A 23,460-nucleotide genomic window follows, 5' to 3' on the forward strand; every position below is an offset into this window, starting at 1 on the left:
GGAAGTCGGTTCTGGGGAGGAGCCCATCATGATCGATCGCGGCGGCGTTAAATCCGTTCCATCCGTTCCGTTGAAGTCGAGCGGTGCGCGCGTTGTTGCCAGTTCCATGGACATGCGTCTTCGGGACGAGGACGATCGGGACGGCGGTCGAAACTGGGCTTTGATTCTCTTGTTTTCGGCGATGTTCTCCGGACCGGTCTGGCCCTACCTGATGTTCCTGGCCATCTGATCGATCCTTCGTTTCGACCATCGGCCTTCGTTTCCGGTTGAATGTCCGGTTTCATGCATTGCGGGACTGTTGCAAGCGCAAGCCTCTCTGTAGAAGGGAGGCTTGAACTGTTTTGGTGGGTGCATGTCAGGTCAGGTCGATCCCGTACCGCGGGCCTTTCTCGGGGTGGAACGCTCCGCAAATGGACAGAGATGGATGTCGCGCCTGGACCAGGCGGCCGAGAACCGCGCGCTGGCCATGGCGCAGGTTCATGGATTGCCGGATCTCGTCTGCCGCGTGCTGGCCGGCCGCGGGGTCAGCCTGGATGAGGCACCGGCATTTCTGGATCCGACACTGCGCAACCTCATGCCGGATCCCGCCACCCTGACGGATTGTCTCAAGGCGGCGGAGCGATTGGCAGATGCGGTCGCCGCGGGTGAAAAGGTCGCCATCTTCGGAGACTATGACGTCGATGGGGCCGCGTCTTCGGCGCTGATGCATCGCTTCCTGGCGCATTTTGGCATCGATGCACCGATCTATATCCCGGACCGGATCTTCGAAGGCTATGGCCCCAATCCCACGGCGATCGGGCAATTGATCGACAATGGCGCGCAGGTGATCGTGACCGTCGACTGTGGGTCGACCAGTCAAGAGGCGCTGGCCGTGGCGGCCGAGCGCGGTGTCGATGTCGTGGTCATCGACCACCATCAGATGGCCCATGCGATGCCGCCATGCCATGCGCTGGTCAATCCCAACCGGGAGGACGACCTGTCGGGGCAGGGCCATCTCTGCGCGGCGGGCGTGGTGTTCCTGGTGCTGGTAGCGACGCTGAAGATCTTGCGGTCGAGGGGTGATCGCCGCGCCCATCTCTTGGATCTGCTGACCTTCCTGGATCTCGTCGCGCTGGCGACCGTCTGCGATGTCGTTCCGCTGAAGGGCCTGAACCGTGCCTATGTCGTCAAGGGCTTGATTGCCGCCCGGCATATGAAGAATGCCGGACTGGCGGCGCTCTTGAAGGTCTCCGGCATCGGCGGACCGGTGACGCCCTATCACCTCGGTTTTCTCGTCGGTCCACGCATCAATGCCGGGGGCCGCATCAGCGACGCCGCCCTGGGAAGCCGGTTGTTGACGGTGGATGATCCGGCCACGGCCGACGAGATCGCCGATCGGCTCGACGGACTGAACCGCGAGCGCCAGGTCATGGAGGCGTCCATGCTGGCCGAGGCAGAGGCCGAGGCTGCCATGGCCTATGGCGACGGCGAGACGGCATCGGTGATCGTCACCGCCCGTGACAACTGGCATCCCGGGATTGTCGGACTGTTGGCGGCGCGATTGAAGGAACGGTTCCAACGACCGGCCTTCGCCATAGCCTTTGATCCTTCTGGCAAAGGCACGGGTTCCGGCCGCTCGATCAACGGCTTCGACATCGGCAGCATGGTTCGGGCGGCGGTTGACCAGGGGCTGCTGGTCAAGGGCGGCGGACATGCCATGGCGGCAGGCCTCACCGTGGATAGACCCAATCTCGGCAAGCTGAGAGCCTTCTTCGACGAAGCATCGGAGAAGACGGTCGCCGCACTGTCGGCAAACCGCACACTGAAGATCGACGGCGCGCTGGGTGCTTCAGGTGCGACCCTGGAACTGATCGATGTGTTGGAGACGGCAGGTCCCTATGGCTCCGGCCATTCGCAACCGATTTTTGCGCTTCCTGCCCACCGGGTGCGGGACGCAAGGCCTGTAGGTGCGACCCATGTCAAGGTGACCCTCGAGGCCCAGGACGGCACGCGTCTGGAGGCGATTGCCTTCCGCGCTGCAGGGACGGCGCTTGGCGACCTGCTGATGACATCCCGAGGTCAGCAATTGCATGTGGCCGGTACGATCGGCGCCGATCATTGGCAGGGTAGCCGCCGCATCCAGATGCGCATCATTGATGCCGCCAAGGCCTTCTGAATCGGTTTATGAAAGCCATGAATCAAAACAGCATGTTGTCGATGCAACATGCTGTTTTTTATTGTTTATCGCTGGTCTATCAGGTTCAGACGATGCCGCCCGAGCCGCCCTTGACCGCGGGCCGTTCGGCAGCGACCTTGGCACGGTAGCCGCTGGCCCTGTAGGTCGCGATCGGATCGATGGCACCACCCGCGCGGCGGCGAGCTTCGGCCAGGATCGGCTCCACGTCGGTGCGATAGGCACGCTTCAATGTCTCCGATGCCATCAGGGCATCATTGCCGTTCTGGAAGCCTTCGAGCGCCACGCGGTCGACGATCAACGCCTGGGCATAGGCGCGGCGGATTTCGTTGGCGCTGGAAATCAGGCTCTCGATCGGATCCGTGACATTGTGCGACTGGTCGATCATGTGGGCGGGGTGGAAGCCCTTCACCCCACGATGCTCGGCATCAACCAACTCGTTGAACACCAGGAACAGGCGATAGGGCTCGATCGCGCCGGCATCCAGATCGTCGTCGCCATATTTTGAATCGTTGAAGTGGAAGCCGCCGAGCTTGCCGAACTGAATGAGGCGGGCGACGATCATCTCGATATTGGTGTTCGGCGCATGGTGGCCGAGGTCCACGAGGCAGAAAGCCTTGTCACCCAGCGTCTGGGCAATCAGCAGATTGGTACCCCAATCCTGGACCACCGTCGAATAGAAGGCCGGCTCATACATCTTGTGTTCGCTGAAGATGCGCCAGTCATCAGGCAGCTTCTTGTAGATCTCGCCCATGGCGGCGAGATAACGCTCGAAGCTCTTGGTGAAATTCGTCTGGCCGGGGAAGTTCGAGCCATCGCCGATCCATACCGTCAGCGCCTTGGAACCAAGCGCCTCGCCGATCTCGATGCATTCGATATTGTGCTCGACAGCCTGGGCGCGCGTGCCGGCGTCGACATGGCTGAGCGAGCCATACTTGTAGGAATGTGCTTGCTCCGGCGCATCCGAGAAGGTGTTCGAATTCATCGCGTCGAAGCCAAGGCCCAGCGAATCGCCCTTGGCCTTCAACGCCGTCGGGTCGGCCTTGTCCCAGGGGATATGCAGCGAGACAGTCGGCGTGGCGCGCGTCAACTCATTGATGACAGAGCAGTCCTCGAGTTTGTCGAAGATGTTGCGCGGTTCGCCCAGCCCGGGAAAGCGGGCAAAGCGCGTGCCGCCGGTGCCCACGCCCCAGGAGGGAACGGCGACGTGGAATTCCGCTACCTTGGAGGTGATGGCCTCGATATCGATATCGGCGCGGGCCAGCTTTTCCCCGAGCGCCTGGTAGTCAGACATAAGGGCGGCGGCGCGCTTGTCGTTTTCGCTGCCGATCACGTCAGATGAAATTTTCGTGTCCGTCATTCTTTTCTCCTCCCGCCCGCGAACGATCGTCGCCATCTAAGCGTTGTCAGTCAATTCGTCACTCAATCACGAGGCATTCATGGACGTCGTACGAATCTTGCTCGCCATTATCCTGCCGCCTGTGGGCGTGTTTCTTCAGGTGGGCATCGGTCTGCATTTCTGGTTGAACATCCTGCTGACCATCTTCGGCTATGTGCCCGGCATCATCCACGCCATCTGGGTCATTCTCCGCAAATAAGCGGTCACCGCCGCGGCATTCGCGCCGCGGCAGGTCCTGGGAGAAGATGTCAGCGGGTAAAGCTCTGGGCGTTGCCGGCATCCACATTGATGATGTTGCCGGTCGACTTGGCCGAGAGGTCGGAGGCCAGGAAGTAGATGGCTTCCGCGATATCTTCCGGGAAGACGTTGAGCTTCAGCATAGAGCGCTTGCGGTAATGCTCTTCCAGATCGGTAACCTCGATCTTGGACGACGCCGCACGCTGCTCGCGCCATTCGCCATTCCAGATCTTCGATCCGCGCAGCACGGCATCCGGATTGACGGTGTTAACGCGGATGCCCGCATCCGCGCCCTCAAGCGCCAGGCAGCGCGCAAGATGGATTTCCGCAGCCTTTGCCGTGCAATAGGCCGACGCATTGGGCGAGGAGGCAAGGCCGTTCTTCGAGGCAACGAACACGACATTGCCGCCGATCCCCTGGCGACGGAACAGGCGGAAGGCCTCCCGCGACACCAGAAAATAGCCGGTCGCAAGAATGCTCATGTTCTTGTCCCACATGGCAAGCGTCGTGTCTTCCACCGGTGCGGAAGAGGCGATCCCGGCATTGGACACGAGAATGTCGACGCCGCCGAACTCGACGCAGGCTTCCGCGAAGGTCGAAACGACCTGCTCTTCCCGCGTCACGTCAAGCTTGACGCTGCGCACGCTGTCGGCGCTGTAGCGCTTGGCGAAATCGGCCTGGGTCGCGGCGAGCGCGTCCGCATCGATATCGGCCAGAACCACGCAGGCGCCTTCCGACATCAGCCGTTCGGCCGTTGCGCGACCGATGCCGCCTGCACCGCCGGTGACGAAGGCAACCCGTCCGGCCAGAGACTTCGGCTTCGGCATGCGCTGCAGCTTGGCTTCCTCAAGCAGCCAGTATTCGATGTCGAATGCTTCCTGCTCCGGCAGGCCCTGATATTCCGACACGGTGGAGGCGCCGCGCATCACGTTGATGGCGTTGACATAGAACTCGCCGGCAATGCGGGCGGTTGCCTTGTCCTTGGCGAAGGACAGCATACCAACACCGGGGACCAGGAAGATCACCGGATTGGGATCGCGCATGGCAGGCGAATTGTCGTGACGGCAAGCCTCGTAATAACGCTTGTAGTCGGCGCGATAGTCCTCAAGCTGATGGTCGAGACCGGCAATCACCGCATCCACATCGGGATTGGCGGGGTCGAAATCGACGATCAGCGGCCGGATCTTGGTGCGCAGGAAATGGTCGGGGCAGGAGGTACCAAGAGCCCCGAGCGGCTTCAAATTCTTGGAATTGACGAATTCGAGAACAGCATCCTGGTCGTCGAAATCGCCGAGCTTGCGTTCTGCCTTGCCAATTCTGCCACGGATCTCCGGCATCAGCCTGGAGGCAATGGCGCGGCGCTGTTCGGCCGGCAGGCTGGTGACGGCGGCCCCGCCGAAAATCGTCTTGCCTTCGGTCTCCTTGGCAAACCACTCGATCGCCTTGTTGATGATATCGAGGGTCAGGAGATAGCAATCCTTGGCGTCGTCAGCCCAGGTAAACAGGCCGTGGCTTTCCAGGACGACACCCTTGGCCTTAGGATTGGCCGCGACGAAGGCGCCGAGATCAAGGCCGAGCTGGAAACCGGGGCGGCGCCAGGGCAGCCAGCCGATATCGTTGCCGAAGATCTGCTGGGTCAATTCCCTCGAATTCTTGGATGCGGCAATCGCGATGATCGCATCCGGATGCATATGGTCGACATGCGTGAACGGCACGAAACCGTGCAGCGGGGTATCGATCGAGGCCGCGCGCGGATTGAGGTTGAAGGTGCAGTGGGGCAGGAACCCGACCATGCGGTCTTCGTCTTCCACGCCCTTGTAGATGCCCTTCAGCGCTTCGAGCTTGTCCATGTAGAGGGTGGCGAATCCGTCGAGCTTGATGGTGCCGACATCGCCGCCAGAGCCCTTGACCCACATGACACGGACCTTTTCGCCCGTCAGAGGATCCGTTCCCATGACCTTGGCGGAAGTGTTGCCGCCGCCGTAGTTGGTGATGCGCTTGTCAGCGCCCAAAAGATTGGAGCGATACAGCAGCTTGCCCGGCTCATCCAGCTTGGCTGCATGGCTGTCGTCCCAACGATTTTCGAGAAGGCGGGTTTTGCCCGTCATCGCTTCCTCCCAAATGTTCTTTCTAGCACGAAGGGCGCTGCGCCGTTCGTCTCCTTGAGCGAGGTATCGCGCATTACCTCGCGAATTGTCAATCACAAACGATCACAAAGTTTCATTGTGCGCTGCAATATAATCTTTTTTGATCGTTTGTGATTGACAGCGGAGTGTTAAATGGCATTAATCAGCCTCAGGAGGATCCCATGCACGAACGTGAACGCCATCGCATTATATTGAGCGCGATCCAGGAAAAGCCTGTGATCACCGTGCAGGATATCGCCGAATTAACTGAGGCTTCTGAAGCAACGATCCGCCGTGACATCGCTTCCCTGCATGTGCAGGGGAAGTTGCGCAGGGTGCGGGGAGGGGCTGAAGCCGTCCATCCGCCACAGCTGGGCAATCTCGCGGCGCGCCCGTTTCGCGTTTCCGAATCGATCAATATCGACAAGAAACGCGCAATAGCGCGCAGTGCGGTGGATTTGTGCGAGGAAGGTGATTCGATCATCATCAATGGCGGAACCACCACATTCCAGATGGTTCATTTCATGTCTGCGCGGCGGCTGCAGGTCATGACCAATTCCTTTGCGATCGCCGAACATCTGGTGAAGCATTCGAAATGCACGGTATCGGTGCCTGGCGGCGCGATTTATCGCGACCAGAGCCTCATTCTCTCGCCATTCGACAATGATGCGATCCGCAATTTCTACGCCCGCCGCATTTTCATCGGCGCCCAGGGCATCAGCGCTCACGGCGTGATGGAATCGGATGCGCTGGTCATCCAAAGCGAGCAGAAGCTGATGAAGCAGGCCGATGAGCTGATCATCATGGTCGATTCCAGCAAGTTCTCGAAGCGCTCGAGCCTGATCTTGTGCCCGCTCGACAACGTCTCGACCATCATTACCGACGACAGGATTTCCGACGAGGCGGCCGCCATGGTCGCCGATGCGGGCATCAAGCTTATTACGGTGAAGCCCATGGCTTCAGCCGAAAAGGAAGATTCCACCTCGGTCGCGTGAAAAGACCGGATCGGGGTGGTGGGTTCAACAGTCATCAACGGGAGGAACTGCCAATGACATTGTCCAAGAAACTGCTCGCAGGCGTCGCCATGACGCTGATCGCCATGGCGTCTTCGGCCAGCGCCGCAGACGTGAAGATCGCACTGGTCGTCAAGTCGCTCGGCAACGGCTTCTTCGAGGCGGCCAACAAGGGCGCCGAGGAAGCGGCCAAGGAACTCGGCGGCGTCGAGATCATCTATACCGGCCCGACCACCACGACCGCCGAAGGCCAGATCGAAGTGATCAACTCGCTGATCGCCCAGGGCGTTGACGCCATCGCGATCTCCGCCAACGATCCGAACGCCGTCGTTCCGGCCCTGAAGAAGGCTGCCCAGCGCGGTATCAAGGTCATTTCCTGGGATTCGGGTGTTGCCGCCGAGGGCCGCATCATGCATCTCAACCCCTCGTCCAACGAACTAATCGGCAAGATGTGCCTGCAGCTCGCCAAGGATCATCTGCCTGACGGCAAGGGTGACTTCGCCATTCTCTCGGCCACCACCACCTCGACCAACCAGAATATCTGGATCGAGGAAATGAAGAAGCAGCTCAAGGACTTTCCGGGCCTGAACCTGACCACGACGGTCTATGGCGATGACCTCGCCGACAAGAGCTATCGCGAAGCCAATGGCCTTCTGACCTCCTCGCCGAACGTCAAGGTCATCGTCGCTCCGACCACGGTTGGTGTTCTCGCAGCATCGCAGGCCGTCAAGGATGCCGGCAAGATCGGCCAGGTCTATGTGACGGGCCTTGGCCTGCCGTCTGAAATGGCCGGCGCCATCAAGTCGGGCGCGACCAAGGAATTCGCGATCTGGAACCCGATCGACCTTGGCTACTCGGCAACGCAGATCGCCTATCGCCTGGTCAAGGGCGAGACCGACGGCAAGCCGGGTTCGGACATCGCAGCCGGCCGCATGGGCACGATCAAGGTTGGTGACAACGGCGAAGCCGCCATGGCCGATCCCTTCGTCTACGACGCTTCGAATATCGACCAGTTCTCGAAGATCTTCTGAGATCGGACGTTCAACTGGGGCGCCGCCCCTCACCCTAGCCCTCTCCCCGCAAGCGGGGAGAGGGAACGTGCCCTGACAAAGACCCGACGGCTATGGCTGGTGTCTTCTCCCCGCTTGCGGGGAGAAGGTGCCGGCAGGCGGATGAGGGGCCCACAGGAAACTGACAAGACATGACTGTTCGCCCAAAACCTCTCGACGTGACCTCAAACGCCTTCACGACATCTACACCCATCCTGGAAATGCGGGGTATCTCGCAGATATTTCCAGGGGTTAAGGCGCTGGATGGTGTCAGCATCGCGCTTTATCCCGGCGAGGTGACGGCCCTGATCGGGGAAAACGGCGCGGGCAAGTCGACGCTGGTCAAGATCCTGACCGGCATCTACCGCCCGAACGAAGGCGAGATCCTGATCGACGGCAAGACGACGGCATTTGCCAGTGCCCAGGCCGCGATCGATGCCGGCGTCACCGCGATCCACCAGGAGACGGTGCTGTTTGACGAGTTGACCGTCGGCGAGAACATTTTCCTAGGTCATGCGCCCCGCACCAGCTTTGGCCTGATCGACTGGAAAACCATAAACCAGCGCTCGCGCGAGCTGATGGCCGAACTCGAAAGCAATATCGATCCAACGATAAAGCTGAAGGACCTGTCGATCGCGCAACGGCATCTCGTGGCGATTGCCCGGGCGCTTTCGGTCGATGCGCGTATCGTCATCATGGACGAGCCGACGGCCGCCCTGTCGCGCAAGGAAATCGACGATCTCTTTCGCATTGTCGCCGGCCTGAAACGCCAGGGAAAGGCGATCCTGTTCATCAGCCACAAATTCGATGAGCTCTATGAGATCGCGGAGAATTTCGCGGTTTTCCGCGACGGACGCATGGTCGGGTCGGGGCGCCTGAAAGAAACGCCGCAGGACGAGATCATCAGGCTTATGGTCGGCCGCGATGTGCACGATGTCTTCCCCAAGACGGAGGTCGCGATCGGCGGCACCGTGCTTGCGGTGGAGAGATATTGCCACGATACCGAATTCCGCGACATCTCCTTCGATCTGCGCAAGGGCGAGATCCTGGGCGTCTATGGCCTGATCGGCGCCGGACGCTCGGAATTGTGCCAGTCGCTCTTTGGTATTACCAGACCGGCCAGCGGCCGGTTGACGCTGGAGGGCAGGGCACTCGACATCCGCTCGCCGTCAGACGCCATCAATGCCGGCATCGTCTATGTTCCGGAGGAGCGCGGCCGCCACGGCCTGGCGCTGCAGATGCCGATTTACCAGAACATGTCGCTGCCTTCGCTGGTGCGAACATCGGTTAGTGGCTTTCTGAAGGCGGCCAATGAGTTGAAGCTGGCGCGCAAATATGCCGAACGCCTCGATCTGCGGGCAGCGGCATTGTCCGTGCCCGTCGGCACGCTCTCCGGCGGCAACCAGCAGAAGGTGGTCATCGGCAAATGGCTCGCGACCGCGCCGAAGGTCATCATCCTGGACGAGCCCACCAAGGGCATCGACATCGGCTCGAAGGCCGCCGTGCACGCTTTCATCAGCGAGCTGGCCGGCGAGGGACTTTCCATCATCATGATCTCGTCGGAACTACCCGAAATCCTCGGCATGTCCGACCGCGTGCTGGTCATGCGCGAGGGATTGATGGCCGGAATTTATGATCGGGCTGATCTGTCAGCCGAAACGCTGGTGCGCGCCGCTACCGGCAATGCTTGAGGAACAAAGATGCAGCGGCTCCTGAAAAATCGAGAACTCCTGCTGGCAGCAATCATCGTCGTGATGATTGCTGCCTTCTCCACCCGCGCGCAGAATTTTGCGACGCCCGGCAATCTAGCCAATGTTTTCAACGACACGGCGATCCTGATCATCCTGGCGCTTGGCCAGATGACGGTGATTCTGACCAAGTCGATCGACCTCTCGGTGGCCGCGAACCTTGCATTTACCGGGGTGGCCATTGCCATGCTGGACGCGGCCTATCCCGATCTACCGCTGGCGCTGCTGATCGTGCTCGCCATCGGCATCGGCGCCGTGCTTGGCGCGATCAACGGGTTCCTGGTCTGGGCGCTGCAGATACCGCCGATCGTCGTGACTCTCGGCACGCTCACCATCTATCGCGGCATGGCCTTCGTGCTATCAGGCGGCAGCTGGGTCAACGCCCATCAGATGTCGCCCGACTTTCTCAATATTCCCCGCATGTCGGTGCTCGGAATGCCAGTGCTTTCCTGGGTCGCGATATCGGTCGTCCTCATTATCTGGTTCGTGCTGAGCCGCACGCAATTCGGGCGGTCTGCCTATGCTTCTGGCGGCAATCCTGTCGCCGCCGTCTATGCCGGTATCGACGTGGGACGCACCCGCTTCAGGGCGTTTGTCCTGTCCGGTGCGCTGGCCGGTCTCTGCGGCTATCTCTGGGTGTCGCGTTATGCCGTCGCCTATGTGGATATCGCGGCAGGGTTTGAGCTTGATAGCGTCGCGGCCTGCGTGATCGGTGGCATTTCGATTGCCGGTGGCATCGGTTCGGTTGCCGGCACCGTGCTGGGCGCTCTGTTTCTCGGCGTCATCAAGAATGCGCTACCGGTGATCGGCATCTCGCCGTTCGCCCAGATGGCGATCTCGGGAATCGTGATCATTCTGGCCGTCGTTTTCAATGCCCGCGCCGAACGCCGCAAGGGCAGGATCATCTTGCGTGACCGCGCCGCCGGTGGCGCCAACAAGGAGGTGGCCGCATGAGCGCCGCGACCCCAACCGATCAGGTGAAGCGTTATATACCCGACCATCTCGGGACGCCGCTGAAGCGCGCGCTGGGGAGCTGGGAGGCGCTGCTGTTTGCCGTCGCCGTGGCGATCTTTATCGCCAACTCACTGGCATCGCCCTATTTCCTCAATGCCTGGAACCTGTCTGACGCGACCTTCAACTTCACCGAAAAGGCGATGATTGCCTTTGCCATGGCGCTGCTGATCATCGCCGGCGAGATTGACCTCTCGGTGGCTGCGATCATCGCCCTTGCATCCACGGCCATGGGGGCCGCAGCCCAGATGGGTGTCGGTGCGCCGGGCCTGGTGGCGATCGGCATTTCCGTCGGCCTCGGTTGCGGCGTGTTCAACGGCTTCCTCGTCGCCGTCCTGAAACTGCCGTCGATCGTGGTGACGATCGGCACCATGAGCCTGTTCCGCGGCATTTCCTACATCGTGTTGGGTGACAAGGCCTATGGCAATTATCCGGCCGACTTCGCCTATTTCGGCCAGGGCTATGTGGTCTGGGTGTTCTCGTTCGAATTCGTGCTCTTCCTCGTCGTCGCGGCCCTATTCGCGGTGCTGCTGCATCGGACGAATTTCGGCCGCCACGTCTATGTCATCGGCAACAATCCGCTCGCGGCCCGCTTTTCCGGGATTCCGGTTGATCGGGTGAAGTTCATCCTCTTCGTCCTGACCGGTTTGATGAGCGGCGTCGCCGCAGTCTGCCTCACATCGCGCCTCGGCTCGACCCGTCCTTCGATTGCGCAGGGCTGGGAGCTTGAGGTCGTCACCATGGTCGTGCTGGGCGGTGTGTCCATTCTCGGCGGGGCGGGCACCATTGCCGGCGTGCTGATCGCCGCCTTCGTGATGGGCCTCGTGACCTTCGGGCTCGGACTTTTGAACGTGCCGGGCATTGTCATGTCCATCTTCATCGGTCTGCTGCTTATCGTGACCATCGCCTTGCCGATCGTCGCGCGCCGCCTGCGTCATTCAAGGGGTCTTTGATGTCCGAACTGGAAAAACACGCTTTCAAGATGCGCCTCAATCCCGGCATGGACGCAGAATACAAGAAGCGCCATGATGAAATCTGGCCTGAACTCGTCGAGCTTCTGCATGCCGCGGGTATCAGCGACTATTCCATTCACCTGGATCGCGAGACGAACACGCTGTTTGGCGTGCTCACGCGCCCCAAGACCCACGGCATGGCTGACCTGCCGCATCATCCCGTGATGAAGCGCTGGTGGGCGCATATGGCTGATATCATGGCCTCCAATCCGGACAACTCGCCCGTGGCCACCGATCTCGTGACAGTCTTCCATCTGCCATGACCGATCCGACTTACCGCAGGATTGCCGTCCTCGACATCGGCAAGACCAATGCCAAGGTCGTGGTGATCGAAGCCGCGACCGGTGCGGAAATCGCATCTCGCAGGATGCCGAACCGGGTGCTGCCCGGCCCGCCTTACCCGCATTATGATGTCGACGGTCTGTGGATCTTCATCCTGGAGGCTCTCGCAGCGTTTGCGAAACACCCGGGTTATGACGCCGTATCGATTACCACCCATGGCGCCAGCGCGGTGCTTCTCGATGCCAATGGCGATCTGGCCATGCCAGCGCTCGACTACGAGCATGACTATCCGGCCGAGATCGCCGCCGCCTATGATGCAGCGCGGCCGCCATTTTCCGAAACCTGTTCGCCCCGGCTTGCCCTGGGGCTCAATCTCGGTGCCCAGTTGCATTTCCTGAAAACCCGGTTTCCCGACAGGTTTTCGGCGGTGCGCACCATCATGACCTATCCGCAATACTGGGCCTTCCGGCTGACGGGGGTTGCGGCCAATGAAGCCACGTCCCTGGGCTGCCACACGGATCTGTGGGTTTCCGGGGAGGGGCGTTATTCCTCCCTGGTCGATACCCTTGGGATTCGCGAGCTGATGGCGCCTCTGAGGTCTGCCTTTGACAGGCTGGGCGATGTCAGGCCTGAAATTGCGAGCCAGTTGGGCCTCGCAAGGCCCTTGCCGGTCTATTGCGGCATTCATGATTCCAATGCGTCGCTGCTTCCCCATCTGGTTCGCCGAACGGCGCCTTTCGCGGTGGTTTCGACGGGAACCTGGGTGATCAGTTTTGCCGTCGGAGGAGAATTGACCTCTCTAGACCCTACGCGCGACACCCTGGCAAATACCAGCGCCTACGGGCAGCCGGTTCCGTCAGCACGCTTCATGGGTGGACGCGAATTCGAAATCCTGACGGCCGATCTGGGGCGACCGGATCCCGTGCTGGCGGAGGCTGCGGTGGAGGCCGTCATCGCACGCCAGGTGATGGTGCTGCCCAATGTGGTTGAAGGGTCCGGCCCGTTTCCCGGCAGGACCATGGCCTGGATCGGAAATCCGGTCGACGAGGCCGAACGCTACGTCGCGGCATCGCTTTATATCGCGCTGATGAGTGCGGCCTGTCTGGACCTGCTAAAGGCCGATGGCCCTGTTGTGGTGGAGGGGCCTTTCGCGCAGAATGCTGTGTATCTGAAGGCCTTGTCGTCGGTGACGGGCAGGCCCGTAAAGGTGCTGAAGGAAGGCGCCTCGACCGGGACCGCGGATGGCGCAGCGCTGCTGACCGGTATCGCAGCGCCCGTCACGGAAGAGATAACGATTGCCGGCGGCTACGAGATCGCCGCCTATGCCCGCGCCTGGCGCGAAGCGCTGCAGTCGGGATCTTGACCAGGGGAAGCCGGCGCGGGTGAGCGCCGGTCTTATTTTACTCCGCCAGGTCTTTCAGGGTGATGCGGGTGACGTTGCGCCCGCCTTCAACGGTCTGCGAAATGGCTTCGGCATATTCATGAACAAGAAATAGTCCAAGACCGCCGATTTCCATGTCTTCGAGGCTGACGTCTTCGTCCGGCTGCCGCGGCGGCTGGGTGATATCGTAAAACTTGGCCCCGTCCGCCAGAGTCAATTGCGGCCGCCCGTCCTTGACTTCGGCGGTCACCTCGATGGTGTCCTGGACGCCACCGTCATAGCCGTAGCGTATCGTATTGGCGAGCAGTTCCTCGGTGACCAGAAGAAACGCGGTACGGACGCCGTCGCTCACGCCGGATTGGTCGGCGAACTCGCTGAGCATCGCATTGACGCGTTCCAGTTCCTCCAGATCGTTCGCAACCGAGACCGTTGCGGCAGCATCCCCCCTCATGGCCCCAGCCTAGTTGGCGTCAGGGGCGGAGGGAGCGACTTCTGCCAATGCCTCCTCCTGGCTGGCGACAACCTTGATGATCTTGAGGAAGCCGGAGACGCGCAGGACATCGTGAACCTGCGGATTGAGCGCAAACAGCACATATTTGCGATTGGCGGGCGCCAGCATCTTGGCGGCGATCAGCAGAGAACGAAGTCCAAAGCTCGAGACGTAGTCGACGCCGGCCATATTGATGAGCAGGGCACCCTGACCATTGTCGATATGCTTCTTGAGATGCGCCTCAAAGGTCTTGGCCGTCAGCGTGTCCATTTTCCCGATGGGGTGGACGACCGTGGCATTGCCTTCGGTGGTGTCAGTAATGGTAATCATGGTGTTCTGCCTTTCCACTGGCACGCCGCATTCGAATGCCCGGGTCTTATCGGCCTTCGCTCGGGCGGAGCCTGGGCAAAAGGTCGCCTGATGAGGCCGACCGCGGGCGCGCGCATATGAACGTGTTGCAGCGCGATTTTCAAGAGCTAGTTCTGGGCGTAAATGTTTGTGACCAACCGGCTAGTGATGCACCGGCGTAACCGTCACCTGAGAAGACGAGAAAGGCTCCGGACGTGTGGTTTCTACGGGAAAAACGCATATCCGGCGCATACGAGTGACGGGTCCAAATCGACCGGGAGAATTATCAAACGCGCAAGGCGTCCGGTGCGTCAGTCATCGCTTACGTATAAATCTGAAGATTTGCGAAACGCCAACGCAACAGGGCAGCAACCCGAATGCGGATCCAATCTTCCAAATGACTATATGTAGGGAGATCTTCGCACGGAAGAAGTGGCACGCCCTAGGGGAGTCGAACCCCTCTTCCCAGAATGAAAATCTGGTGTCCTAACCGATAGACGAAGGGCGCGTGCGCTTCGTGGCGCCCTTATAGTCAGGGCTCGCTGAGACCGCAAGCGCAAAATGGCAGTTTTTTCACAGGGACGATGAGAAATTTTAGGCAGCCTGTGCGTTGGCTTTGGATGGGCCTGCAATCGCAGCGTTTGAGCTTTTTCCGTTTCCATGTCAGATAATATCACCGACTGGAACTGGCCGCTGCCGGACGGCGGAACGACTGAATTCTCCTTCAGTCTTCACAGGCTCCAGGGAATCGAACACCAACGGATCGAAGCGAATATGCAGGAAACAGCGAGCAACACCCACGCGACGCGGACCGTCATTGAGTTGCGAAAGAAGATTTTCAGCGGCGAACTGACCGGCGGTACGCGTCTGCTGGAGGTTCCGCTGGCCGAGGAGCTGGAAATATCCCGCACGCCGCTGCGCGATGCCATGTCGCGGCTGGCCGAGGAGGGCCTCCTTGAGCGCGGACGCCACGGCGGGTTTGTCGTACGCAAATTCACCTATGCCGATGTGATCGACGCCATCGAGCTGCGCGGCGTTCTGGAAGGGACGGCGGCACGCCTGGCAGCGGAGCGCGGAATGCGTCCTGATGGGCTTTCTTGTATACAGGCTGTTGTCGCTCGGCTCGAAAATTGTTTTGGCGAACAGCCCGGCGAAGTCGATTTCGAGGCCTATTCAAAATACAATGCCGAATTCCATCAGGAGCTCGCGGCGCTGTCCGGCAGCGACATGATCGAGCGCGAAGTGGAGAGGGTCACGAGGCTCCCCTTCGCATCTCCCTCCGCCTTCATGCCTGACAAGGCCGATATCGCCGCATTTCGCCGGTCTCTTCATGTTGCGCAGGAGCAGCACAAAGCCATAGTTTCAGCCATTTCTGCTCGCGAAGGCTCCCGTGCGGAGGCCTTGGCCCGCGAACATGCACGCACTGCCCGCCGCAATCTCGAGGTCGTCATGACGGAGGGCGGCATGCTCAAGGAGCGCGTGCCAAGCCTTGCTCTGGTCGTGCCGTAAGCATTTTCGATTGCCTCATCCAAAAAATATCTCTTGCCAGCAGACCGAAGTTGAGCCAGTCTATGTATACATAGATCATGTTCAAGGGAGGAATGATTGTGTCAAATTCATCGCTCGCGACGGTAATGCAGGCGGCCGGCAACACGGTCCAGATGCTGCGCAACTCAAAAATCGGCATGTATGTATACCCGGTCGTTGCGCCGGAGTTTTCCAACTGGCGCGATGAGCAGCGCGCATGGCGTGATTCGGCAGTGCTTTTCGATCAGTCGCACCATATGGACGAACTCATCGTCGAAGGTCCTGATGCCGAGAAGTTTCTGGCCTATCACGGCATCAACTCTTTCTCGAATTTCGACCTGAACCGCGCCAAGCACTTCGTTCCGGTGACGCCTGCCGGCAATGTCATCGGCGACCACATCATTTTCCGTGAGCGCCAGGACAAGTTCATCCTCGTCGGACGTGCACCAGTCTCCAACTGGCTGATGTTCTGCGCTGCTTACGGACAGTGGAATGTGCGCATCAAGCACGATCCCCGTTCGCCGTCGCGCCCCGAGGGCGAGCGCGTTCTGCGCACCCACTATCGCTACCAGATCCAGGGCCCAGAAGCCTCCAAGATCTTCGAAAAGATGAATGGCGGCCCGGTCCAGGACATCAAGTTCTTCCATGTCGACTGGATCAATGTCGGCTCAAAGAAGGTGCAGGCGCTGCGTCACGGCATGTCCGGCGCACCGGGTCTGGAAATCTGGGGTCCCTACGAAGACAAGAGCTACATCCTCTCGGTCATCCTGCAGGCAGCCAAGGATGCTGGCGTCAACCTCGTGCGTTGCGGCAGCCGCGCCTATTCCACCAACACGCTCGAATCGGGCTGGATCCCGTCGCCGCTGCCGGCGATCTATACCGGCGATGGCATGCTCGCCGCCTACCGTGAATGGCTTGGTGCCGACAGCTATGAAGCTGGTGGTGCGATCGGTGGCAGCTTCGAGTCTGACAACATCGAAGACTACTACGTCAATCCGTTCGAACTCGGCTACGACTTCTATATCGGCTGGAAGAAGGACGACTTCATCGGCAAGGCTGCCCTCGAAAAGATGAAGGGCCAGAAGAACCGCAAGAAGGTGACCTTCGAGTGGAACGCGGAAGACGTCGTCAACGTCATCGCCTCCGCCTTCAAGCCGGGCGAAGAGCACTACAAGTGGATCGACTTCCCGCAGCCGAACTACGCCTCGACGAGTGCGGACAAGGTCATGCACGAGGGCAAGATGGTCGGCATGTCGATGTTCAACGGCTACAGCTACAACGAGCGTTGCATGCTGTCGCTCGGTATCGTCGATGCCGACATCAAGGAAGGCGATGTTCTGACCATGGTCTGGGGCGAGCCCAATGGCGGTTCCGGCAAGACCTCGACCGAGCGCCACAAGCAGGCGGAAATCCGCGTCCGCGTATCGCCGACGCCTTATGCCCGAGAAGCGCGCGAGAACTACGCCGAGAGCTGGCGCACGAAGCGTTCCTGATCTCAGGGCGTCAGGCGCTGTTGAATCCTTGATTTGAGAGATGAACCCGCCCGTGATGAACGGGCGGGGCTTTATCGGGCACCCGTGGGAGCGGGGAGGGAGCGACGCTTGCCGTTGAGGCGCGTCGGACGGCCGGTGCGCGCCCAGCGCTGGACCGCGAGCGGCAGATGAGCCGCGTATCTTTTCACACTCGCAATGTCAGTCGGCCTGCACGCGCAGACCGTGACGGCATTCCTGTGACTTTGGGGATTGGATCATGACGGATTACATTCTGACGCTGCATTGCCAGGATCGGCCGGGCATCGTTGCGGCAGTTGCCACCCGGCTGGCGGCATCGGGCGGAAACATCAGCGAAGCGCAACAATTCGACGACAAGGAAACCGGTCGCTTCTTCATGCGCGTCGCGTTTTCGCTGGATCGCCCGATTGAGGAATTTAAGGCGGGTTTTCCGCAGGAGGCGGAACGCTTCGGGTTGGAATGGACACTGCGGCCGGCAAATGAAAAGCGGCGGGTGCTGATCCTGGTGTCAAAGTTTGATCACTGCATGGGCGACCTGCTGTACCGAAACCGCATCGGCGAACTGCACATGGATGTGGTGGGTATCGTCTCCAACCATCCGAGTTCCGCCCTGAACCTGACGCTGCATCACGGCATACCCTACCATCATTTTCCGATGGAGAAGGGCGCCAAGCACGAGCAGGAAGCGCGGATCAAGGCTGTGATCAAGGAGACCGGCGCGGAACTGGTTGTGCTTGCGCGCTATATGCAGATTTTGTCTGACGAGTTTTCGGAATATCTCTCCGGCCGCTGCATCAACATCCACCACAGCTTCCTGCCCGGCTTCAAGGGCGCCAAGCCCTATCATCAGGCTCATGAGCGTGGCGTCAAGATGATCGGCGCTACCGCCCATTACGTCACCGGTGATCTCGATGAAGGGCCGATTATCGCCCAGGACGTCGAGCATGTCACCCATGCTGATACGCCCGAGGATCTCGTCCGCAAGGGCAGGGATATAGAGCGCCGTGTGCTCGCACGCGCCGTAACCTGGCATTTGGAAGATCGGGTCCTGCTGAACGGCCAAAAGACGGTCGTCTTCGGTCGGTGATAAATCCCCATCATGTATTCATGGCGACAGGAAGAGAGGTTGAATTCCAACGTTATCACGCGGAAAAATCAAATATGCGCGATGTCCTTGGAAAAGATAGACTGATAATGTATACATGATTGGGTGTTGGGAGAGGAGAGTGCGCGGTGCTGAATTTTTTCAAACGTCGGAGTGCAGGATCGGACGTCGTTGATGCTCCCGGATTGGCCGAGATCGTGGAGGGCTACTCCATTGAGGTCATGCCGCGCACGGCGGCCAAGGTGGACGACTTCAAGACCTTGCTGCCAGCGGGCACGCGCGTCTACGTCGCCCATATCGAGGGCACGCCGATCGAGGACATGGTTGCGACGGCAAAACGCCTTCGCGAGGATGGCTTCCCGGTCATGCCGCACATTCCTGCCCGCATCATCGCCGATGCCGCGACACTCCAGGACTGGATCGCGCGCTATCACGGCGAGGCTGGCGTGGACCAGGCCCTGCTGCTGGGCGGTGGCGTATCGGTGCCCCACGGCGCCTTCGACAATTCCATGCAGTTGATGGAGACGGGGCTGTTTGACCGCTACGGCTTCAAGCGGCTCCATGTCGCAGGTCATCCCGAGGGCAACAAGGACATAGATGCCGATGGGTCGACGCGTCTTGTTGATGACGCGCTTGGCTGGAAGCAGAAGTTTTCAGAGCGCACGGATGCCGAAATGGCCATCGTCACGCAATTTGCGTTCGATGCGGAGCCTGTTATTGCCTGGGTCTCGCGCCTGCGTGCCAGTGGGATCACGCTTCCCGTCCATGTCGGCATTGCTGGCCCGGCAAAGCTGCAGACCCTGCTGAAATACGCAGTCGCCTGTGGTGTCGGTCCCTCGCTGAAGGTCCTGCAAAAACGCGCCATGGACATCACGAAGCTCATGCTTCCTTATGAGCCGGACGAAATCCTGCAGGACGTGGCGAAACGCCAAGCTGGCGCCGGAGACGCGATCTTCGAGCAGATCCACTTTTTCCCGCTCGGTGGAATCAAGGCCTGCGCCGATTGGGCCACGCAACAGATGGCGGATTCAACACCGAAACATCTTTGACAGACATTGACGTCTCTGCCGGTCGCGCCTTGCTGGCATGGTGCGGCCGCGATCGCTGTTACGCCTTTGAAAACGTCGCAGAACGCCGCTCGAACGGGTCTCAAAGCACAAAATTGTAGTGAAAATAGTTGAACGGAGTGGCACGCCCTAGGGGAGTCGAACCCCTCTTCCCAGAATGAAAATCTGGTGTCCTAACCGATAGACGAAGGGCGCGTGCGCTCCGTGGCGCCCTTATAGTCAGAGCTTTTTATTCTCGCAAGCGCCTATTTTCATTTTTTTCAAAAAAATGACAGCCATGCTGACTGCGCTGGAATAGGTGAATATTTACAAGAGATTACGGTTCGCGAGCCTCGGCGCGCAGAGCCTGCGCCCTGGGGATATCAGCTGCCTTTGCGGCCAAGCAGGCGCATCAGCGAGAAGGATTTCTTCTTGCCGTCTTCTGCAGGTTCGGCTGCCTCGGAAACCGGCTCTGCCGGATCATAGGCAACCTCTGCCGGCTCAGGCGTAACGAGTTGCTCGGCCGCTGGGTCTGGCTGCGAAACGGCCGCAGGTTCGACATAGGCCTGCTCGCTTGCCGCTGGCCGCGGCGCGCTGAACAGGCTGCCCGCCGATGGATTGATTCCGGAGCGAACTGGGAGATTCGACGGCACAAGGCTGGTGGACCCTTGCACCGTGCCGGACGTGTCCGCAGGGGCATAGGCCATTTGCCGGCTGGCGAAGATGCTGTTGCTGCCGGCCGATGCCGCCGTCGGCGCCATGACAAGTTCGTCAAGAGGGGCCGAATCCTGCGGCGGGGCACTTGCATCGGCAATTTGCGTTGGCGGCGTGTCGAGGGCTGCGGGTTGCGGCTCGACCATGACAGGCTCGCCCAGGGCAGCGATCTGCGCATCGGTTGCACGCTCTTCCGGGAGGCGGGCTGGCACTGGTGCGGTAGCGATCCGGTTCTGTGTCTGCTTCTCGTTTTTGGGAGCATCCGGCAGGCTCGCCTGCTTACCGCCAGTCGTGGTGCACCCGCTCAAGATCAATCCCGCCACAAGGCTGAGTGTCAGCGGCGTGGCGCGGTGGTGATGACGAAAAACGACTGATGTCTTGGACAAGATGAGAGGCTCCCGTTGCCGGTGAGCCTCTGGAAGCGCGCTTGCGCCGTCTGCCGGCTCATCCGGCTCTGACTAGAGCCCTAGGAATAGCCCGCCTGGCTTGCGCGAGGCGGGCGCGGTCGCAGATTACCAGCTTCCGGTATTGGGCATGGACAGCCAGGGCTCTGCGGGGGCCAGGCTACCGCCCTTCTGCAGGATTTCGATCGAGATGCCATCCGGCGAACGCACGAATGCCATGTGACCGTCGCGGGGCGGGCGGTTGATCGCGACGCCACTGTCCATCAGCTTCTGGCAGATCGCGTAGATATCGTCGACCTCATAGGCGAGGTGCCCGAAATTACGACCGCCGGTATAGTCTTCCGTGTCCCAGTTGTAGGTCAGTTCGAGGCATGGTGATTTCGACTCGGTCGCCTCGACAAAATCCTCATCCGCTGTCAGGAACACCAGGGTAAAGCGACCCTTCTCGTTTTCGATCCGCCGCACCTCTTTCAGGCCGAAGACGTCAGTGTAGAAAGCAAGCGACGCATCGAGATCCTTGACCCGGACCATGGTGTGTAGATAGCGCATCAATGTCTCCTGTTTTGTTTGTGCCGATATGGGCCAGCGGACAGTTTCGGGCAAGGCTATCCGGCCAAAAAAGCAGCTGGGTATATTGCAAACTAGGGCTTGCGCTCATGCATTGGCGAGATGTTAATCTGTTCGTCAAGAATCAGTTAACTGTTGCAATGTGACGCGTTACCGAGGGGCTGGCAGGAAATGGCGGACAGAATTTCATCGAAAGGGCTTGCTGGCCTCGAAGAGCTGTCTGGCGAAGCCGTCGATTTGATTGAAATCACCGGCGTTGTCAAATGGTTCGACGTTGCAAAGGGCTTCGGTTTCATCGTGCCTGACAATGGCATGCAGGACGTGCTGCTGCATGTCACCTGCCTGAGGCGGGACGGCTACCAGACGATCCTGGAAGGCACCCGCATCGTCGCCCTGATCCAGAAGCGCGATCGCGGTTACCAGGCCTTCCGCATCCTCTCCATGGATCAGTCCACGGCCGTGCACCCGTCGCAGCTGCCGCCGGTCAGGACCCATGTGCAGGTCACGCCATCGAGCGGTCTGGAGCGGGTCATCGTCAAGTGGTTCAACCGCACCAAGGGATTTGGTTTCCTGACGCGCGGCGAGGGCACTGAAGACATTTTTGTCCATATGGAAACGCTTCGCCGTTTCGGCTTGACGGAACTTCGGCCCGGCCAGACCGTTCTTGTACGCTACGGCAATGGCGACAAGGGCCTGATGGCGGCGGAAATTCACCCCGACAATCCAGGTCCAAGCCCGGCCGTCAGGGCTCATTGAGGCTTGATATGAAAATTTCGTCCTTCAAAAGCGCTATATCGGCGCTTTTTTTGTCTCTAGTATTGGTATTCGCGGCGGTAACCGCAGGCATGTCGGCGGATGTCAAGTTTCCGCGTGGCCAGGTGCGGATCGTCACACCGTCAGGCGCGTCTCACATTTTCGCGGTCGAGATCGCTGCGACTATGGAGGCCCGCACCCAGGGACTGATGAACAGGACCGATCTCGGCCCAAACCAGGGCATGTTCTTCGATTTCGGCCAGACACGGCTGGTGACCATGTGGATGCGCAATACGCCTTTGCCGCTAGACATGATCTTTATCACAGAAGACGGCACCGTGACCCATATCGCTGAGAACACCACGCCATTCTCTGATGCCATCATCGAATCGAGAGGCCCGGTCCGCTTCGTGCTGGAGGTGAATGCTGGCCGCTCACGCGCATTGGGCATTTCTCCCGGCGCCAAGATCACTGTCGCCGAGGCAAAATAGGATTTTCAGCCAGAACGAGGTTGGATAACCGGAATTTTGCTGTTGCGGCGCATGAAGGTTCAGTGTATTCGGGCCGTCATTACCGGTTCGGAGTGTAGCGCAGTCTGGTAGCGCATCTGGTTTGGGACCAGAGGGTCGGGAGTTCGAATCTCTCCACTCCGACCATTTTTTTCAGAAGCCTGCGGCCATTAGGCGGTCATTTGATTGTCTAGGCCGACGAAAACTCATCCCAAAATCTATCCTCTGAGCGAATATGCGACCGCAGCGGATTTGCGGGGTTCTTGATGTGCGCTTGTCGAGTTTAGACAATCACGGGAACCTCGAGATCAGATCCCCGCAGGCGTTGCTCAGCCCTCCGTAACGGAATTTCGCTCGCATCGACCACCGCATTTCCCTTTGAAGCTCTATTTGACGAGTTGCGGATTCCGTTGCGGGCGGTTATATCAGGCTATCGATCCCGGGTGATTATTTCGCTCGGAATTGCGTCGTTATTCAAGGACGTGTGGACTTTCCGAAGCCATCCGGTTTGCTCAAGCCAACGTCCTTTCAGGTTGTAGCAATAACTGGGATCAGATGTCTATGTCTGCAAAGATCTATCGTCCGGCAAAGACGGCCATGCAGTCCGGCAAGGCCAAGACGCATCTTTGGGTTCTGGAGTTTGATCAGTCCGAGCCGCGAAAAATCGATCCCGTGATGGGTTACACTACGTCAGGCGACACCCGCCAACAGGTGAAGCTGACCTTCGAGACGCAGGAACTGGCGGAAGCCTATGCGCAACGCAATAACATCGAGTATCGGGTGATCCCGCCGAAGGAAGCGACAAGGAAGGCATTGTCCTATACGGATAATTTCCGTTTCAACCGGATGCAGCCCTGGACACACTGACTGGACAAAACTTGGCGGTGCGGGCGGCAAGAATAACATTTTTCCGCGCGATCTGCAGACAGCAAGGATCGTCCATGATCCGGCCCCTTAGCTCAGCTGGATAGAGCACCTGCCTTCTAAGCAGGTTGTCGCAGGTTCGAGTCCTGCAGGGGTCGCCAATATTTTCAGTAGATTACTGGTCTCACAA

General features: G+C 59.8%; 23 protein-coding genes and 4 tRNA genes. 19 read left to right on the forward strand and 8 right to left on the reverse strand.

Annotation, left to right across the window (positions count from 1 at the left end; genetic code table 11):
* The first annotated feature begins 28 nt into the window (after positions 1 to 28).
* Together B9A97_RS06630 and recJ are read left to right on the forward strand one after the other, a co-directional pair.
* Entirely contained in the window at positions 29 to 229 is a 201-nt protein-coding gene (locus tag B9A97_RS06630; RefSeq protein WP_084364249.1) for a hypothetical protein, read from the forward strand.
* Positions 230 to 352: 123 nt separating this feature from the next.
* A complete protein-coding gene (recJ, locus tag B9A97_RS06635; RefSeq protein WP_084364250.1) occupies positions 353 to 2,155 on the forward strand; it encodes a single-stranded-DNA-specific exonuclease RecJ in 1,803 nt (600 codons plus the stop codon).
* An 85-nt stretch (positions 2,156 to 2,240) separates the two neighbouring features.
* On the opposite strand, the gene rhaI is transcribed toward recJ, so the two are convergent.
* The gene (gene rhaI, locus B9A97_RS06640) at positions 2,241 to 3,533 is read right to left on the reverse strand and encodes an L-rhamnose catabolism isomerase (protein ID WP_084364251.1); all 1,293 of its coding nucleotides are present in this window, start codon (positions 3,531 to 3,533) and stop codon (positions 2,241 to 2,243) included.
* A gap of 79 nt (positions 3,534 to 3,612) precedes the next feature.
* On the opposite strand from rhaI, the gene B9A97_RS06645 reads away from it, so the two are divergent.
* Positions 3,613 to 3,771 (forward strand): YqaE/Pmp3 family membrane protein, encoded by a 159-nt coding sequence (locus tag B9A97_RS06645; RefSeq protein ID WP_084364252.1) that lies wholly within the window; start codon positions 3,613 to 3,615, stop codon positions 3,769 to 3,771.
* Positions 3,772 to 3,820: 49 nt separating this feature from the next.
* Here B9A97_RS06645 and B9A97_RS06650 read toward each other — a convergent pair whose 3' ends face one another.
* The gene (locus B9A97_RS06650) at positions 3,821 to 5,917 is read right to left on the reverse strand and encodes a bifunctional rhamnulose-1-phosphate aldolase/short-chain dehydrogenase (protein WP_084364253.1); all 2,097 of its coding nucleotides are present in this window, start codon (positions 5,915 to 5,917) and stop codon (positions 3,821 to 3,823) included.
* Between the two features lie 200 nt (positions 5,918 to 6,117).
* Between B9A97_RS06650 and B9A97_RS06655 the strand changes: the two genes are divergently transcribed.
* The 7 genes from B9A97_RS06655 to B9A97_RS06685 all read left to right on the forward strand — a co-directional run bounded on the left by B9A97_RS06655 (position 6,118) and on the right by B9A97_RS06685 (position 13,414).
* Positions 6,118 to 6,930: a DeoR/GlpR family DNA-binding transcription regulator gene (locus tag B9A97_RS06655; RefSeq protein WP_084364254.1), complete on the forward strand. Its 813-nt coding sequence runs from the start codon at positions 6,118 to 6,120 to the stop codon at positions 6,928 to 6,930.
* Positions 6,931 to 6,983: 53 nt separating this feature from the next.
* Complete coding sequence (rhaS, locus tag B9A97_RS06660) at positions 6,984 to 7,979, forward strand: rhamnose ABC transporter substrate-binding protein (RefSeq protein WP_084364255.1); 996 nt, start codon at positions 6,984 to 6,986, stop codon at positions 7,977 to 7,979.
* Between the two features lie 170 nt (positions 7,980 to 8,149).
* Positions 8,150 to 9,688, forward strand: a complete 1,539-nt coding sequence (locus B9A97_RS06665; RefSeq protein ID WP_084364256.1) for a sugar ABC transporter ATP-binding protein — start codon at positions 8,150 to 8,152, stop codon at positions 9,686 to 9,688.
* Between the two features lie 9 nt (positions 9,689 to 9,697).
* Positions 9,698 to 10,699 carry an ABC transporter permease gene (locus B9A97_RS06670; protein ID WP_084364257.1) on the forward strand — a complete coding sequence of 334 codons (1,002 nt, stop codon included), beginning with the start codon at positions 9,698 to 9,700 and terminating at the stop codon, positions 10,697 to 10,699.
* Complete coding sequence (locus B9A97_RS06675; RefSeq protein WP_084364258.1) at positions 10,696 to 11,709, forward strand: ABC transporter permease; 1,014 nt, start codon at positions 10,696 to 10,698, stop codon at positions 11,707 to 11,709. Before B9A97_RS06670 ends, B9A97_RS06675 begins: the two co-directional genes overlap by 4 nt.
* On the forward strand, positions 11,709 to 12,032 hold the full coding sequence (gene rhaM, locus B9A97_RS06680) for an L-rhamnose mutarotase (protein ID WP_084364259.1): 324 nt from the start codon (positions 11,709 to 11,711) through the stop codon (positions 12,030 to 12,032). Before B9A97_RS06675 ends, rhaM begins: the two co-directional genes overlap by 1 nt.
* Positions 12,029 to 13,414 (forward strand): FGGY-family carbohydrate kinase, encoded by a 1,386-nt coding sequence (locus tag B9A97_RS06685; protein WP_084364260.1) that lies wholly within the window; start codon positions 12,029 to 12,031, stop codon positions 13,412 to 13,414. Before rhaM ends, B9A97_RS06685 begins: the two co-directional genes overlap by 4 nt.
* 37 nt (positions 13,415 to 13,451) lie before the next feature.
* Here B9A97_RS06685 and B9A97_RS06690 read toward each other — a convergent pair whose 3' ends face one another.
* The 3 genes from B9A97_RS06690 to B9A97_RS06700 form a co-directional block, all read right to left on the reverse strand.
* On the reverse strand, positions 13,452 to 13,883 hold the full coding sequence (locus tag B9A97_RS06690; RefSeq protein WP_084364261.1) for an ATP-binding protein: 432 nt from the start codon (positions 13,881 to 13,883) through the stop codon (positions 13,452 to 13,454).
* Between the two features lie 9 nt (positions 13,884 to 13,892).
* Positions 13,893 to 14,252, reverse strand: coding sequence for an STAS domain-containing protein (locus B9A97_RS06695; RefSeq protein ID WP_084364262.1), 360 nt, complete (start codon positions 14,250 to 14,252; stop codon positions 13,893 to 13,895).
* 451 nt (positions 14,253 to 14,703) lie between these two features.
* Positions 14,704 to 14,778, reverse strand: a tRNA-Glu gene (locus B9A97_RS06700).
* Between the two features lie 266 nt (positions 14,779 to 15,044).
* Between B9A97_RS06700 and B9A97_RS06705 the strand changes: the two genes are divergently transcribed.
* The 4 genes from B9A97_RS06705 (at position 15,045) to B9A97_RS06720 (ending at position 19,462) form a co-directional block, all read left to right on the forward strand.
* Positions 15,045 to 15,779, forward strand: coding sequence for a GntR family transcriptional regulator (locus B9A97_RS06705; protein ID WP_084364453.1), 735 nt, complete (start codon positions 15,045 to 15,047; stop codon positions 15,777 to 15,779).
* Between the two features lie 98 nt (positions 15,780 to 15,877).
* Entirely contained in the window at positions 15,878 to 17,290 is a 1,413-nt protein-coding gene (locus B9A97_RS06710) for a vanillate/3-O-methylgallate O-demethylase (protein ID WP_084364454.1), read from the forward strand.
* A 256-nt stretch (positions 17,291 to 17,546) separates the two neighbouring features.
* The gene (gene purU, locus B9A97_RS06715; RefSeq protein ID WP_084364263.1) at positions 17,547 to 18,395 is read left to right on the forward strand and encodes a formyltetrahydrofolate deformylase; all 849 of its coding nucleotides are present in this window, start codon (positions 17,547 to 17,549) and stop codon (positions 18,393 to 18,395) included.
* A gap of 146 nt (positions 18,396 to 18,541) precedes the next feature.
* Positions 18,542 to 19,462, forward strand: a complete 921-nt coding sequence (locus tag B9A97_RS06720) for a methylenetetrahydrofolate reductase (protein WP_244564149.1) — start codon at positions 18,542 to 18,544, stop codon at positions 19,460 to 19,462.
* 138 nt (positions 19,463 to 19,600) lie between these two features.
* Here the strand turns inward: B9A97_RS06720 and B9A97_RS06725 are convergent.
* The 3 genes from B9A97_RS06725 to gloA all read right to left on the reverse strand — a co-directional run bounded on the left by B9A97_RS06725 (position 19,601) and on the right by gloA (position 21,126).
* Positions 19,601 to 19,675, reverse strand: a tRNA-Glu gene (locus B9A97_RS06725).
* Positions 19,676 to 19,842: 167 nt separating this feature from the next.
* Entirely contained in the window at positions 19,843 to 20,559 is a 717-nt protein-coding gene (locus B9A97_RS06730; protein ID WP_143530356.1) for a hypothetical protein, read from the reverse strand.
* A 126-nt stretch (positions 20,560 to 20,685) separates the two neighbouring features.
* On the reverse strand, positions 20,686 to 21,126 hold the full coding sequence (gloA, locus tag B9A97_RS06735) for a lactoylglutathione lyase (protein WP_084364266.1): 441 nt from the start codon (positions 21,124 to 21,126) through the stop codon (positions 20,686 to 20,688).
* Positions 21,127 to 21,315: 189 nt separating this feature from the next.
* On the opposite strand from gloA, the gene B9A97_RS06740 reads away from it, so the two are divergent.
* From B9A97_RS06740 to B9A97_RS06760, 5 genes are all read left to right on the forward strand, one after another.
* Positions 21,316 to 21,900, forward strand: a complete 585-nt coding sequence (locus B9A97_RS06740; RefSeq protein ID WP_084364267.1) for a cold-shock protein — start codon at positions 21,316 to 21,318, stop codon at positions 21,898 to 21,900.
* Between the two features lie 8 nt (positions 21,901 to 21,908).
* Positions 21,909 to 22,388, forward strand: coding sequence for a DUF192 domain-containing protein (locus B9A97_RS06745; RefSeq protein ID WP_084364268.1), 480 nt, complete (start codon positions 21,909 to 21,911; stop codon positions 22,386 to 22,388).
* Between the two features lie 88 nt (positions 22,389 to 22,476).
* Positions 22,477 to 22,553 (forward strand) — tRNA-Pro (locus tag B9A97_RS06750).
* Positions 22,554 to 22,967: 414 nt separating this feature from the next.
* On the forward strand, positions 22,968 to 23,273 hold the full coding sequence (locus B9A97_RS06755) for an ETC complex I subunit (RefSeq protein ID WP_084364269.1): 306 nt from the start codon (positions 22,968 to 22,970) through the stop codon (positions 23,271 to 23,273).
* A gap of 81 nt (positions 23,274 to 23,354) precedes the next feature.
* Positions 23,355 to 23,431, forward strand: a tRNA-Arg gene (locus B9A97_RS06760).
* The last annotated feature ends 29 nt before the right edge of the window (positions 23,432 to 23,460 follow it).

It is taken from the genome of Rhizobium sp. RU36D (assembly GCF_900176345.1).
Classification (GTDB): domain Bacteria; phylum Pseudomonadota; class Alphaproteobacteria; order Rhizobiales; family Rhizobiaceae; genus Allorhizobium.